The organism is Roseomonas chloroacetimidivorans, from assembly GCF_049629625.1.
Classification (GTDB): Bacteria; Pseudomonadota; Alphaproteobacteria; order Acetobacterales; family Acetobacteraceae; genus Roseomonas; species Roseomonas chloroacetimidivorans.
In genome coordinates this window covers 1-13,581 of record NZ_JBNBZS010000113.1, presented here as the reverse complement: position 1 = coordinate 13,581, position 13,581 = coordinate 1, and the positions used below count along the sequence as shown (strand labels likewise).

General features: G+C 66.6%; 10 protein-coding genes and 4 pseudogenes. 10 read left to right on the top strand and 4 right to left on the bottom strand.

What is annotated here, in order from left to right:
• The coding region (locus ACO1BU_RS33050; protein WP_424140182.1) for a Bug family tripartite tricarboxylate transporter substrate binding protein at positions 1–637 on the bottom strand (637 nt) is incomplete at its 3' end.
• Between the two features lie 218 nt (positions 638–855).
• On the opposite strand from ACO1BU_RS33050, the gene ACO1BU_RS33045 reads away from it, so the two are divergent.
• The 3 genes and pseudogenes from ACO1BU_RS33045 to ACO1BU_RS33035 all read left to right on the top strand — a co-directional run.
• Complete coding sequence (locus ACO1BU_RS33045) at positions 856–1,311, top strand: nucleotidyltransferase family protein (RefSeq protein ID WP_424140181.1); 456 nt, start codon at positions 856–858, stop codon at positions 1,309–1,311.
• On the top strand, positions 1,305–1,679 hold the full coding sequence (locus tag ACO1BU_RS33040; protein WP_424140180.1) for a HepT-like ribonuclease domain-containing protein: 375 nt from the start codon (positions 1,305–1,307) through the stop codon (positions 1,677–1,679). Before ACO1BU_RS33045 ends, ACO1BU_RS33040 begins: the two co-directional genes overlap by 7 nt.
• A 323-nt stretch (positions 1,680–2,002) precedes the next feature.
• Positions 2,003–2,152: pseudogene (locus ACO1BU_RS33035) on the top strand (YrrC family ATP-dependent DNA helicase); the annotation flags it as partial.
• A 250-nt stretch (positions 2,153–2,402) separates the two neighbouring features.
• Here the strand turns inward: ACO1BU_RS33035 and ACO1BU_RS33030 are convergent.
• Positions 2,403–4,730 (bottom strand): 2OG-Fe(II) oxygenase, encoded by a 2,328-nt coding sequence (locus ACO1BU_RS33030; RefSeq protein WP_424140179.1) that lies wholly within the window; start codon positions 4,728–4,730, stop codon positions 2,403–2,405.
• 162 nt (positions 4,731–4,892) lie between these two features.
• Here ACO1BU_RS33030 and ACO1BU_RS33025 point away from each other — a divergent pair, with 162 nt between their 5' ends.
• The 7 genes and pseudogenes from ACO1BU_RS33025 (at position 4,893) to ACO1BU_RS32995 (ending at position 11,068) form a co-directional block, all read left to right on the top strand.
• Positions 4,893–6,935, top strand: a complete 2,043-nt coding sequence (locus ACO1BU_RS33025) for a phospholipase D-like domain-containing protein (protein ID WP_424140178.1) — start codon at positions 4,893–4,895, stop codon at positions 6,933–6,935.
• 61 nt (positions 6,936–6,996) lie between these two features.
• Positions 6,997–7,104 (top strand): annotated as a pseudogene (locus ACO1BU_RS33020) (transcriptional regulator); the annotation flags it as partial.
• Complete coding sequence (locus tag ACO1BU_RS33015; protein ID WP_424140177.1) at positions 7,101–7,355, top strand: hypothetical protein; 255 nt, start codon at positions 7,101–7,103, stop codon at positions 7,353–7,355. The pseudogene ACO1BU_RS33020 and the gene ACO1BU_RS33015, both read left to right, overlap by 4 nt.
• 91 nt (positions 7,356–7,446) lie before the next feature.
• Entirely contained in the window at positions 7,447–7,929 is a 483-nt protein-coding gene (locus ACO1BU_RS33010) for a helix-turn-helix domain-containing protein (RefSeq protein WP_424140176.1), read from the top strand.
• Positions 7,930–7,984: 55 nt separating this feature from the next.
• Positions 7,985–8,413: an NUDIX hydrolase gene (locus ACO1BU_RS33005; protein ID WP_424140175.1), complete on the top strand. Its 429-nt coding sequence runs from the start codon at positions 7,985–7,987 to the stop codon at positions 8,411–8,413.
• A gap of 304 nt (positions 8,414–8,717) precedes the next feature.
• On the top strand, positions 8,718–8,933 hold the full coding sequence (locus ACO1BU_RS33000; protein ID WP_424140174.1) for a hypothetical protein: 216 nt from the start codon (positions 8,718–8,720) through the stop codon (positions 8,931–8,933).
• 785 nt (positions 8,934–9,718) lie between these two features.
• Complete coding sequence (locus tag ACO1BU_RS32995) at positions 9,719–11,068, top strand: IS1182 family transposase (protein WP_424140173.1); 1,350 nt, start codon at positions 9,719–9,721, stop codon at positions 11,066–11,068.
• A gap of 798 nt (positions 11,069–11,866) precedes the next feature.
• Here ACO1BU_RS32995 and ACO1BU_RS32990 read toward each other — a convergent pair.
• Together ACO1BU_RS32990 and ACO1BU_RS32985 are read right to left on the bottom strand one after the other, a co-directional pair.
• Positions 11,867–12,577: pseudogene (locus ACO1BU_RS32990) on the bottom strand (IS6 family transposase).
• Positions 12,578–12,681: 104 nt separating this feature from the next.
• Positions 12,682–13,581: pseudogene (locus ACO1BU_RS32985) on the bottom strand (IS3 family transposase); the annotation flags it as partial.

The following is a 13,581-nucleotide window of genomic DNA, read 5'->3' as shown; positions in this document are numbered from 1 at the left end:
CCGGCATGTTCTCGAACATCACGTCGATCCGGCCGGCGACGAGGTCGGTAAGCGCAGGGGCTGAGCCACGATAGGCGACGTGCTCCGCGGGGAGCCCCGTTTCCTGCGCGAAGAGGGCACCGGTGACGTGGATGTAGGAGCCGCTGCCAGGAGACCCGTAGAGCATCGGCCGCCCCGCCGCCTTCATCGCCGCTATGAAGCTGGTCACGTCGCGGGCCGGCGAACCCTCCGGCACTACCATCACGTTGGGCAGCGACCCGATCATCGCCACGGGGGCGAGGCCACGGACGAGGTCGAAGCTCAGGTCGCGATAGAGGTGGGGGTTGACGGTGATCAGTCCTGAGGTCGCGACCAGGAGAACGTGCCCGTCCGGCGGCGCACCGGCTACGGCGGCCGCGCCGATGTTACCACCGGCACCGGTCCGGTTCTCCACGACAACCGGCTGGCCCCATCTGGCCTCCAGCGCTCGGCCGAGCACCCGTGCCACGCCATCAAGCGACGCGCCCGCGGCGAAGGGTACGATCAATCGTACCGGACGCTGTGGGAAGACCTCCTGGCCGCGAACGGTGCCGGCCATCGAGGCAAGGGCCAACGACGCCTGCGCGAGAAGCGCCCGGCGCCTGAGCAGAAGGTTCATGCGACTATTCCAAAGGAGGGTGGGGTGGTGCGGTCGTGAATAGATACCCGCGACCATTATCGCCCAACTTGCAAACGATGTGCCGTGCGGAACCGCGAGAGGCTCAGCATTTACGTGCCCAAACGACCGTTTGGCCTCCTTACGGCGGAGCGAATCCTGGATAGGACTGTGGATCAGCCTTATATTGTGCGCATGTGTGCGGAGTTGGTGCCACGTCGATGCCGGGATCTGTTACCCCAGCTGCCTTCCTGTCCGTCCGTCTGCCCTCCGCCACGCGCGATCGGCTGAAAGCGGCGGCGGCCTCCCGTGGCGAGACGGTGCAAGGACTGGTCGGCTCCCTTGTTGAGCGCTTCCTGGCTCAGGAGGCGGGGACCACCCCTACCCTTGCGGCCGTGCTCGGCCGACTTCGTGCCCATGCCGATGACCTGCGGGCCCGTGGCATCGCCTCGCTGGCCGTGTTCGGCTCTGTCGCTCGCGGCGACGCCCGCCCCGACAGCGACGTCGATCTGCTCGCCGACCTCGACCCGGCTGCGCACCTGTCGCTGGTCGGTCTGTCGTCGCTGCGCGCCGAGTTGTCGGATCTGCTGGGCGCCCCAGTCGACCTGGTGGAGCGCGGGGCGTTGCGCCCGGGAGTGCGCGAGGCGGCTGAACGCGAGGCCGTGCGGGCGTGGTGAGGTCGGGCCGGCGCGGCACGCGCGAGCGGCTGGAGGACATCCGTGCCGCCGCCGAGGATGCGCTCGCCTTCGCGGGCGAGCTGGATGAAGCCGCCTTCGCCGTGCTGGCCGAGACGGACCGCCGCACCTACCGGGCTCTGAAGAACGCCTTGGCCGAGATCGGCGAAGCGGTGAAGCTGCTCCCACCCGAGCTGCTCGGCCGTCATCCCGGCGTGGACTGGCGCGGTTGGGCCGGGCTGCGCGACCTGGTGTCGCACCAGTATTTCAGCCTGGAGCTGCCCCGGCTGCGGCCGGCGGTGGTCGACGAGTTGCCGGCCCTGTTGGCCGCGGTCGAAGGGGAACTCGGCGATGAGAGGCGCCAAGCCTAGTACGACCGGAAGAGGCGCGGCGGCGATCGTGCGCGGGTCGCTGCGACGCAGTTGCCATCCCTGGTGGATGCCGCCGGCCGGGAGATCGTCACGACCCGTGCCGCAAGCTGGTGCCGGCCGATTTCGACGCGCCGCTGCCTGTCAAGGTCCTCGACGGCTTCGAGGGGCGCTGACGCGCCTGCTGCTGGGCCCTGGCCGACCCGGACCCCGGACCGGCTGATCTCGGTAGCGCTGTTCAGCGGTCGCGAGGCGGCGGTGCACGCACGGGGAGTGCTTGCCATCAGGCTCTCCCATCAGCAGCAAAACAGAACCATCTTCCGGCGGTGCCCAGCGCCGCTGCCCCGTCCCTGCCTGCCGCCGATCGCGGCCCGCCTACCGAGGCGCTGGCCGGCCTGGTCGAGCGCGCCACCTACCACAATGCCGAGAACGGCTTCTGCGTCCTGCGCGTGAAGGCGCGCGGGCAGCGAGACCTAGCAGGCTGCGGAAATTCGCTGCTCCAGCCCAGCCACACGAACAATCCGAATTGGACAGACCGTGATGTGCACAACACTAGTCGCCACACTCGGCGGAGATATCGGGCACGAAACCTCGGCTTCACGCGACGAACGGGCTTGCCGGCCCCCTCATGCACCATGGATCCCCGCCAGATCGCGTCCGCCGACCGGAACCGTGGACCGCATTGGTGGCCCATGCTCGCCGGTTCCGGGAAAATGGCAGTCCGGCCTATCCTGGGCTGGCTGCCCCACTCGTCCCGGCATCACCGTCCGCCGGCGTGAGACGCGCCAGGTCCCCCAAATCCTGCACGCGTTGCCCTGCTCTGCGGTCATAGCTCGCTTGGTTCTTGGTACAGACCAGAGTGTAGGGCCGCCCACGGCGGTCGGTTGCCATGTCGAGGTCGCAGCGGGCCTGCCGTATCGTTCCCTCCACATGGGTCCGATCGGCCTCCGCTGCCTTGAGGCTCCAGCTCTGGCGCTCGGGATCCTTGAGGAACTGCGCGAGCTCCGTGCAACGGCGGCAGTGGCAGGGGAGTGCGCTGGCACGCCGCCAATCGGCGGGTGGCGCGAGAGGCTCGGCAGTGCGCGCGCGCAGGTGGGTGAGGCAGGCAGCGCGTAGCTGCTCGAAACCACGGACACGTTCCAGACCGCCCGTTACCAGGGTCCGCATGGCAGGGAGGAGAACCCTGTCCATCTCATATATTCCGGGCCGGGCCAGCATTGTCTCCACCGCGCGCTCGGCCAGCGGGGCATGAAACCTGCCGAGGCCGGTGAGGAGGTCGATGACAATCCCGGAACTGACCGGCGCGCTGTCGTCCTTCGGCCAGGATTGCTCTCCGCGGGCCGGGCCGTCCGGCATGGTATCGACCAGCCGAGCTGCGGCGCCGGCCAGAGTGGCTGTGCTGTCCGCGCTCCACAGGACCGTGGCGCGCGCCAGCAAGTCGGCGCAGGCTCCGAAGGCGGTGGCCCCCGTACCGGCGATGACCCGCTCCACCAACATCGCGCGCTGCGAGGGCGGCAGCGGGGCCAGAGCACGGAGGAGGGCGGTAGTATCCTTCCTCGCAAAGTTCCCGGCCGCGATGACCTCCGTCACGAAGCGTTCGATGCAGACGCCGTCCTGGAGCTGGGCCAGAGCTTCAAGCATCCGGGCAACCGCGCTGGGCACCGTATTGTCCCACGGGGATTGAGACCGTCCTGGCCACCGCGCCATCATACGCGTGGCGAGGTCCCGCGCCGCGTACCGCAGGGAGGATGCCGTTTCCCCGGCACTTTCGGCCGCGCGCCGGGCGAGATCCTCGAGATAGGGTAGCGTCGCCCGCAGCCCGGCCTGGCTCAGCACGGCGAAGAAGCGCGCATGCGGCCAGAGCACCAGGGCGGCTCGTCGGTAGCTGCGTTCGAACGACGCGCCCTCATTCCCGGTGGCCTCGTGGAACGTCTCCTCGTCCGGCACGAGGTCGTCACAGGCGTCAGGTGGTGAGAGCTCGCCCTCCTCCACCGGAATCTCGCCGATCCCGGGTGTCTCGCCGTCCCGGCATCGCCAGTCTGAGAGGGTGACCTTGCGGTCGGAGACCTCCCCGGCCTCGAACTCCTCGTCGCCCGCTTCCCACCGCCCGCGCCGCGATCTCCCGTAGCTCTCGGCATACTCGGCGGCGCCGCTCTCTTCGATTGTCAGCAGCGCTAAATGAAGATCACAGCCCGCCTCCTGCGCGGCGGAGCACAGGACGCCAGCTGCTGCGGCATCACGCCCCTTCAGTGTAGAAAACCCGAGCTCGGCAGGCGTATAGGCGTGCTCCAAAGGGTAGACGAGCTTCTCGGGTGTGACGTCATCGAAGCGGCCCTCGCCGGTGCCCCAGGCCTGCAACAGCGCGGCGAGCCGGGCCTTCTCCTTCGTAAAGTCCGGCGGCTCGGGCGGACGGCCACGTCCCGGGCGGATCAGGTTGTAGACGAGGGTCAGACGGTATCCCTCGGCCACGGGCATGAGCTCGTGCCGGCAATCGGCATAAAAGGCGGCGAAACTTGCCTCCGCTGGATCGTCGCCGCGGAGGCCCAGACAAGCCTGGCGGCCCTTGTGCCGTACCACCAACTCGCCGCCGGCGAAATGCGAGGGCAGGACAACCACCAGGGTCGCAAACATCCCCGGGGCCTTCTCAGTGTCCCGATGGTCGACGAAGAAGCCGCCACGCTCATAGAGCAGCAGCTTGTAAAACTCCGCCCTGACCGGGCCAACGACGCCGAGACCCACCACCACACGGGCCAGGATCGCGTCCAGCGTCCTGGGCCAGTGCCGTCCGCCCAGGCGCACCCGGTCAGGGCCGATCTGCCAGCATCGCCGCACGGCCGGGTCGACGATGGTCTCTTCGCCACGACCGAAGGGGGCGGCCTCGGCCAGGGAAATGATCCGGTCAGCCTGCACCGGCAACAGTGGCAGTGCAATGGGGCCGATGCCCTCGATTTCGAGGGACGGCGGCAGGAGCTCGACCGAACCGGACGTGACATAATCGCCGGGCCTGTCAACAGGGCCGAGAAGTGTGGCGAGTTCGGCGGCGAGGGACGGCATGGGTCTGCTGGCAGGTTCCTGGGCTGACCGGAGGATAGCGGTGGAGCCCTCCTCCGTCATGTGATCCCACAGGCCCGATCCGCCTTGTCCGATTGCGGCTGCGGCGCCCATGCACGAGACTGGCGGCCCGTGCATGACCGGGGTGGAAGGATGCGCAGCGGCATGGCCGATGATCTTTTCGCGGGACCAGGCCCGCAGGCAGGGGCCAAGCCGCTGACCGTCTTCCATGCCCAGCTCCTGTCCCATGGTGACACAAGCTGGGAGGAGCTGTTCAGCGGCTACACGACCCTGAAGGCGATTACCTTCTCCAGCAGCATCGAGTTCCTGCTTCGCCTGGCCGAGCAGCTGGATGACATGGAGGTGGTGTTCGGTTCCGAGCGCATCCTGTCGCGCGAGCATCTTGCCCTCGCCCAGGCGACCCAGGCCGTGCAGGCCTATGGCTTCGCTGATACGCTCGCGGACCAGAAGGCGCTGGTCGAGGGCCTTTCCCGCCTGCTCGGCCAGGGCGGACAGAAACTGCTGGAGCGTATCGCTGCCGGCACACTGCGGTTCCGCCTGCTGCGCGGGCGGCCCAGTCACGAAAAGCTCTACCTGCTCTCCGGTCCAGCCGGGCAGCGTGTGGTGACCGGCTCGCCCAACCTCAGCCTCGCCGCCTTCGAGGGCCGCCAGCACGAGGTCACGATCGCCTTTGACGGGCAAGCCGCCTGGACGCTGTTCGACGGCTATTATCAACGCGACTGGAAGGACAGCGTGCCAGTGGAGCCCGAGGCTCTCGTGACGCACCAGCCAGACGGTAGGGCTGCCGCCCGCGACACGCCCCTGGCGCTGGAGGAGGTTCCGATCGTGCGGGTGCTCAAGGCCGGGCTCGCCCTGGTGGACGAGGCGCCCAGGCCGGCTCCCTCCGGCTTTGCCGCCGAGGCGCTACGGCAGGCCGCGGCGCTTGGGGCCGAGTTGAAGGATCTCACGCTCCCGAAGGATAAGGCCGGTCGCACCGTGATCACTGCGGCCTCCGTGCTGCGGATCCTCCGCAGCCACCAGGCCCGGCCGGTATCGGAGGTGTCCGAGGATCATATTCCACGGGCGGAGATCGACGTGACCACCGGGATCGTCACCCTGAATGGCGTACCCTGGCTGCGTCCGGATGAGACCGTGCCAGCTGGGGAAGTCGCGCGGGATGCACGGCTGCTGGCGGACTATCTCACGAGCTTTAACTCTTTCTTCGGTAACGCGGCCGGAGCCCTGGAGGTATATTGGGCCTTCCTGGTGTGGCTCTACGTGGCGCCGCTCGCGCCGCATCTGCGCCAGGCCGCGGTTCCGCTCGGCATCGATCCCTGGGTCTACCCGGTCTATGCGGTGCTGTTTGGCCGCTCGAGCGGCGGCAAGACGATGTTCACCCGCATTGCCGCGCGCTCGATGTTCGGCTTCGAGAAGATGGTCCGCTCCGGGCAGTTCACCGCCAACCGGGCGCTCGGGCTCCGTGAGCGCCTCGGCGCCATCCCGCTGCTGATTGACGACGTCACCCGGGACAAGTTCAGCAGCCACGTGCCTGATCTGGTGCGCACGGACCAGGAAACGGCCGGGCAGTATGCACCGATCGTCCTGACCACCAACCGGGACGTGAGCACCATTCCGCCCGACCTGACCAAGCGCATGGTGACCTGCCACATCGACGCGGCCATCCCGGAGAATCGGTCCGTTGCCGAGCGCCTGGCCCGCCGGGCACAGAAGGAGATCGGCACTGCCTTCTACCGCGCCTACCTCCAGCGGCTCATTCCGGAGGTCAGGGCCATGCGGGCGGAACTCGATGCCGAGACAGAGGGCTTTCCGGATCTGCTGGCACGCTCCTCCGAGATCCTGCGCAGCATGCTGGGCGAAACGCTCGGCGAGATGCCGAGCTGGGCACGTCCACTGGGCTTTGCGGAGTATTTCGGTATCCGTCACCGTCGCTTTCGCGACCAGCTCGAAGCCATGTTGGCCGAGGCGGACGAACGGGTCACGGTGAACCGAAAGAGCGGCGAGCTGACGATTGGCTTTGGAGGTGACACGAACCAGGCCGCGCAGTTCGCTCGCAGCGTGCCGGACTTCGTGCTCAAGGGTCGCTTCGCTGACCTTGTCCGGCTCGATCTTCAAGCACTTGAGGATGAGATGGGCGTCTCCGTCGGGTCGAGGCGTGGTTGGTGGTCGCGTTTTTCGCGTCGCTCCTAACCCAGCGTGAGGCGGCATGATGGTTTCATCCTAGAACAACGCCTGCTCAACAGCCTTGGGCATCGCAGCTATCCGCGCCGCCCTGGAGGCTGCGGGCGTGGAGTTCATTCCAGAGAACGGGGGAGGGGCAGGCGTCAGGCTGCGGAAGGAGGAGGATACCCGCAGATGATCGAGCCGACGGGAGGCTGGACCGAGGACTTGGGCGACACCTGGACCCTAACCATACCCGGTAAGCCGGGCAGGCCGGACCTGTTGCTCCGCGTGTTTCCTGATCCAACCCACACTTCTGAACCATGGACCTGGGAAGTGGTGGCGCTGGAAGACGATGCCGAGCGGGAGGTCGAGGTTGGAGGAGCGATTAGTCGCGAAGCTGCCATGGCGGTCGCGGTAGCGCGGGCTACAGCCTACGAGCTGGAATGATACCGTGACCGTCGCTGAAGCCGGGTTCATTCGTCAGAATAAGGGCGGGGCAGGGGTGAGACTGAGGAAGCGCTGGTGATCGGGGATCTGAATGCGCGGGAGCGGCGCGCGTTGGAGGCTATGGCCGCCTGCCCATACGAATTCGAGCTTAGGGAAAACCTTGGGCGGGGCGTTGGGCCCTCGACGCTGGAGGGCCTTCTCGATCGTGGCTTCGCCACATTGGGCCCCTGCCCTGTACAGCCGCATTCTCACGGCTGGGCCATCACTGCTGCTGGCCGTCGTGCGCTGGATAGGCGCCATGCCCTTGAGCGAGCGAAGCAGACGCCGCGGACGCCATACCCTGGCCCCTGATCTTTGCCGTCAGGCGCGCGAGCTTTTGGGGTGGGACAGGAGGGATCTGGCCGTACGGGCCCTTGTTTCGTCCGCGACTGTTGCAAATCTGGAGGAAGCGCGTTTTCGGCCTACTCCGGCCACGTGCTCCGCCATCCGCGCCGCCCTAGAGGCGGCCGGGGTGGAGTTTATCGCGGAGAACGGGGCCGGGGCTGGGGTAAGGCTGCGAAAAACCGCGGTATGACGCGCCCTCATCGGAAATCGGTGCGTTGAGAGAGAAAAGGCGAGGGATCTGCGCTGTGCCAGGGCAGGTCCTTCGCGGGAATGGTCAGCAGTTCGCCGCCTTGCCGCTGATGCGACAAGAGGGCCAGGTTTGCGTCATGCTGGTGACCAGCCGCGGCACTGGCCGCTGGGTGTTGCCTAAAGGCTGGGCGGAAGAGAAGCTGAGCGGACCCGAGGTCGCCGCGAAAGAGGCCTTTGAGGAAGCAGGCATTCTCGGCACGGTGAAGCCGGTTGTGCTGGGGACCTACAGCTACCTTAAGCAAATGCCGAAAGACCGGACTGTGACGTGCAAGGTCGATGTCATCGCCATGTCGACGGATCGGCTGTTGGAGGACTGGCCGGAGCGTGAGCAAAGGATCCGGCAATGGTTCTCGCTGTCTGAGGCCGCGGAAAAGGTGCAGGAGGGCGACTTGAGCTTGTTGCTCAGGCGCTTGGCCGCTCCGTAGGGGTTCGATGGAGCCGCAACCTGAATGGCGGCGCCATCCACGCCGCCTTGGCAGTCGCGGGCGTCGAGTTCATCGCGGAGAATGGCCGGGGGCCAGGAGTTCGGTTGCGTAATCGCTCCGCTTAACAGGCCTCCTTCCTACGCTCCTTGTTCCTCACGGACGCGTGAATTTTCCCTGGAATTACACGTACCGATTGTGTAAAACCGCAACGATCCGGCCCTGACGGAGGATGGATAAAACCGTCGGGAGACCGGTAATCTTACCGGCCGATCTTGGGCTTGCGGTAGCAACCAGGGGCAGAGAGATGCTCGAGCGCTCTCTTGAGCAAGCATACATCGAGATGGCAGAGGCCGAAGCACGAGTGGCCCGTCAGAAGCGCTTGCTGTTCGAGTTGATACGGGCGGGCGCTTCTGAAACCAACGCTGCCCGGCGGGCCCGGGAACTCTTGGAGGTCATGGAGCGGGCTCTAACCGCTTCGCGTGAGCGCGTTCAGGTGGAGCAGAAGTGGCTCGGGCAGTAACCGCATCGGAGGGACATTCCCAGAATAAGCGGGATGGCGCGCATTCCGGAATGAACGGAACGTGTCTATGAGGCACTGAGATTTAACGTAAGTTAAGTGCGGAAGCTGTGGCGGGGCTGGAGGCAGGCCCCACAAGCCTGTCCCCTTGGGGTTGCTCCCCTGTACGACACGGCCACGGCGGCCGCCTCAGCAACGGCTGAGCGCGAACCATGGATGGTCCAAGGAGCCGCCCGTGACGCCGGAACAATGTCGCCGAGCGAGAGAACTGCTTGGTTGGAAGCCGGAGCGGCTAGCTGCGCAGTCGTCAGTCAGTGGCTCGTCGGTAAGAAGGTTCGAAGGCCGCCACGGGTTGATGCGTCCGTCTACGATCGCCGCCATCCGCGCCACTTTGGAAGCCGCGGGAGTAATCTTCGGCGAAGACGCCACCGAAGGCTCCAGCGTGTGCCGGCAGGAGCCTGCCCTTTTAGGAGCCTCTTGAGGGGAGGAGAGAAGTGGCGCTTGAGGACGCAAAGCGCCGGCTGCAGGAAGTAGCGGCCCACTCGGCTGAGTTAGAACGCCAACTCCGGTCCGTGGACTGGGGCACCGTTTCGCTCGAGGGTGCCTCAGCTCTTCTTTTGCTGGAGAGCCATCGAGCTGCTCTCGCGATGTTGCGGGAGTACTGCGACATGTTGGAAGAGGATTGCACTGAGTGAGCCAGCAGAACCCAGCAGCATGAACCCTGCCGAAAGCCCCCCTAGCAGCCTGTCGGATTCCCAACGGGCCTGAGATCGGCGAATCTGTTCGGCATGACGCAGTTCATTCCGTTCAGCCGCGACCAGGCTTTTCTGCTGCCGCCGGATGCCAAGGATTGGTTGCCCTCGGACGACGTGGCGCATTTCGTGGTGGCGGCGGTGGACCGGGTGCCACTCGGCGCCTTTGCGGTGCGGCCGATCCCGGGCGGCAAGGCGCAGTACCACCCGCGCCTGCTGCTGGCGCTGCTGATCTACGCCTACGCCAACGGCATCTTCTCCTCGCGCCGCATTGAGCGGGCGACGCACCGCGACCTCGGGGTGCGCTATGTGGCGGCGAACCTGCATCCCGACCACGACACCATCGCCGCCTTCCGCCGCGGCAACCGCGCTGCCTTCGAGGCGGCCTTTCTGCAGGTGCTACTGCTCGCCCGCGAGACCGGCCTGCTGCGGCTCGGGACGGTGGCGATGGACGGCACCAAGCTCGACGCCAACGCCTCCAAGATCCGCTCCGTGCGCTACGATCGGGCGAAGGCGCTGCGCGTCAGGCTCGCCGCCGACATCGCCGCGCTGACCGACCGCGCCGAGGTGGCCGACGCCGAGTCCCAGCCCGACCCGCAGGCGCTGCCCGCCGAGATCGCCAGGCGCGAGGCGCTCAAGGCCAAGCTCGATGCTGCCTGCGCCCGGCTCGAGCAGCAGGCCCGCGCCGAGGCGGAGGCGGCCCGGCCGGACTACGAGGCCAAACGGGCCGCTTACGAGGCCAAGACGGGCCGCCGCGGCCGCCCGCCCAAGCCGCCCGAGGACGATCCGCCGCCCGAGCGCCAGTCCAACCTTACCGACCCCGACAGCGCGCTGATGCGTCGCTCCGACGCCCATGAGTACCGCCAGGCTTACAATGCCCAAGCTGTTGTCTGCGCCGAGGGCTCACAGCTGATCCTCGCCACCGGCGTCGTCGCCACCTCCGCCGATGCGCCGAGCTTTGCCGCAACCCTCCTCGGCATGAAGCAGGGCATTGGCCTGCCGCAGACCGTCCTCGCCGACACCGGCTTCGCCTCACGCGAGGCGGTTGCCGCCCTGGAAGCACAAGGGATCGAGGCGCTGGTCGCCATCGGCCGCACCCAGCCGCACCGCGCCTACGACTTCCGGCCGCCACCCCAGCCCAAGACCGCGCGCCGCATCACCGAGCCCTGGCGCCTCGCCATGCTGGAGAAGCTCGAAACCCCAGACGCCAAAGCCCGCTACGCCCGCCGCAAGCAGACCGTCGAGCCCGTCTTCGGCATCATCAAGTCAGCCCTCGGCTTCACCCGCTTCCACCTCCGCGGTCTCGCCAACGTCACCAGCGAGTGGACCTTGATCGCCCTCGCCTACAACTGCCGTAGGCTGCATCGCCTGCGGCCAGCCGCCTGATCCACAATCCAACAAGCCCGCCCCCAGCAAACCCAAACCCGACAGGCTGCTAGTATGGTGCGTAGTCGTTTTGGCTGCGCGGTAAGAGCGGCCGCGTTCGCGTATCGTAGTCTCCATGTTTCAATTCGCCCGGCGGGCCGATCTCCCGCCGGGCTTTTCTTTGTCTGGCTGCGGGGTGGGCAGGGTTGCGACGAGAGAAACGGTGCAGAAACCGGTCTCAAACCTCAAGCGCTGAGACGCGTTCGAGCCCCGGCCCCTGCTAGCCTTCTGAGCAGGGATGTTCCTGAAGATTACTCGGCCCGGCTGGAGCGATCCGGCCGGGCTCTTTTTGTCCCAATAGCCGCTAGCTCAGGTCAGAACGAAGAAGCCCCGCCGGTTAGGGCGGGGTGGCAGGCAGCCGGTCGGTGGGATGATGGCTCTCATCCGCCGACTGCTTCTCCAGTTTATGGCTACAGGGAAAGTCATTGCCGGGCGGCGCTGGAGGCGGTGGCGGGGACCTGATCCCGGACGCGCGGCCGAAGGTGCCGGGGTATAGAGGTGAGCGTTGCACAAAAGGACGAAGCCGGCTTGGGCTGGCGCCTGAAAAAGCAGAGGTTGGCTCATAGGCGAAGCAGGGGCATATCCCCAGCGTTCCGAGCTTGCACATTGGGCGCCGGGCTGCGACCCTCTTGGGCTGGACGTGTGATGTGCAAAGGCATCGACTTTATCTGACGGACAGGTGTGAAGTGGTGGGCCTCTGACCGGCGTTGTCAGGTTGGCGATGACGGCAATGCTGAGAGCTTGCGGCTGGTGATGGCCTCACACGGCACGTGCAACTCCAGTCACATCTCGCCATGTGCGGAATGCCGCGTCACGAGCGGTACGGTATTCAGTGGCGGTCATGCGGTGGCGGCGAAGCTGGAAGTGGTTGTGGATCCGGCTGTGTGTGGATAGGAAACGCTGCGCGTGGCGGGCGGATTTGAACCCCTGCATTTGCCGCTCTCGTCGTCGCGTTGGCTGGTGCGACACTTCGGCCTGGTTGTTGAGATACCGGCTCTGCCGGTGCACCACCCCGGGCAGGATGTCGCGCCTCGCTGCGGCGTAGCTCTTCAGCTTGTCCGTGACGATCACACGCGGGACGTGTTGCAAGCCCTTCAGCAGCTTGCGGAAGAACCGCTTGGCGGCCTTGGCGCTTCGCCGGCTCTGTACCAAGATGTCGAGCACGTTGCCGTCCTGGTCGACCGCACGCCAGAGATAGTGCTGTTTGCCGCGGATACGGACAAACACCTCGTCCAGGAATCACTCGTTGCCCGGCCTCGGCCGACGCCGCTTCAGAGCGTTCGCGAACTGCCAGCCAAAGCGCAGGCCCCACTCGCGAATAGTCTCGTAGCTCACCACGACCCCTCGGGCGGCCAGGATCAGCTCGACATCACGCAGGCTCAGGCTGAAGCAGTGGTACAGCCATACCGCATACTCGATGACCTCAGCCGGGTAGCGGAAGCCGCGGTAGGGACTGGGCGGGGTCGTCATACAAGGCAGGCTGCCACCGCCCGACCAGACCGCCAACCTGACAACGCCCTCGGCGCAGAAGACGCGAAAGTTCTTGGTGATCCTCCACGACTTTCGTGGACGGGTTACGCTACGTTTGCTGCTTGCCGTTCTGCCTGGTATGGTGTGCGGTAGTCCAGGGACGAATGCAGGCGTTGGTGGTTGTAGAGCCCTCGACGTAGGAGAACAGGTCGCGCTTGGCCTCGTCCCTGGTGGCGTAGGTCCGGTGGTGCACCAGCTCGGTCTTCAGCGTGTGGAAGAAGCTCTCCATCGGCGCGTTGTCCAGCGGGTTGGCCCGCCGGCTCATGGACGGGATGATGCCTGCCTTTGTCAGCGCCGCCTGGTAGTCACTGCAGGCGTATTGAATGCCGCGGTCGGAATGTTGGATCAGGCCAGCACTGGGACGCTGGCGTTGGATGGCCATCAGCAGCGCCGATGTCGCCAGCTCGGCCCTGAGATGGTCGCGCATGGACCAACCCACGATCTTGCGCGTGTGCAGGTCCATGATGGCGGCCATGTAGAGCCAGCCCTCGCCGGTTGCGATGTAGGTCAGGTCTGCCAACCAGACCTGGTTCGGCCTGCTGGTGGCGGAGAACTGGCGCTCCAGCAGGTTGGGAGCGACCGGGAAGGCGTGGCGGCTGTCGGTGGTCTGCACGCGCCGGCGCGGGGCGACAAGGCCGCGCACGCCATGGCGGCGCATCAGGCGCTCGACCCGTCCGCGACCAGCTTTTCTCCCTTGCGCCCGCAAGGTGGCATGGACACGCGGGCTGCCGTAACGGCCTCCGCTGTTGGCGTGCACCTGGCGGATGTCGGCCAGCAGGGCACGGTCCTCGACGGCGTGCTTGCTGTCCGGCCGAGCCCGCCAAGCGTAGTACCCGGCGGTTGAGATACCCAGCACGCTGCAGAGCGCCTGAACCGGCCAGGAGCCTCGGCAGTCCTCGACCACGCGGAACCTCATCTCAGCGGTCCCGCGAAGATCGAAATGG

What these genes read in the sequence shown, in the direction of transcription:
- ACO1BU_RS33015 (WP_424140177.1), top strand. Translation starts at nt 7,101, where the DNA reads ATGATCGAGCCGACGGGAGGCTGGACCGAGGACTTGGGCGACACCTGG.
- ACO1BU_RS33045 (WP_424140181.1), top strand. Translation starts at nt 856, where the DNA reads ATGCCGGGATCTGTTACCCCAGCTGCCTTCCTGTCCGTCCGTCTGCCC.
- ACO1BU_RS33025 (WP_424140178.1), top strand. Translation starts at nt 4,893, where the DNA reads ATGGCCGATGATCTTTTCGCGGGACCAGGCCCGCAGGCAGGGGCCAAG.
- ACO1BU_RS33030 (WP_424140179.1), bottom strand. Translation starts at nt 4,730, where the DNA reads ATGCCGTCCCTCGCCGCCGAACTCGCCACACTTCTCGGCCCTGTTGAC.
- ACO1BU_RS32995 (WP_424140173.1), top strand. Translation starts at nt 9,719, where the DNA reads ATGACGCAGTTCATTCCGTTCAGCCGCGACCAGGCTTTTCTGCTGCCG.
- ACO1BU_RS33000 (WP_424140174.1), top strand. Translation starts at nt 8,718, where the DNA reads ATGCTCGAGCGCTCTCTTGAGCAAGCATACATCGAGATGGCAGAGGCC.
- ACO1BU_RS33010 (WP_424140176.1), top strand. Translation starts at nt 7,447, where the DNA reads ATGCGCGGGAGCGGCGCGCGTTGGAGGCTATGGCCGCCTGCCCATACG.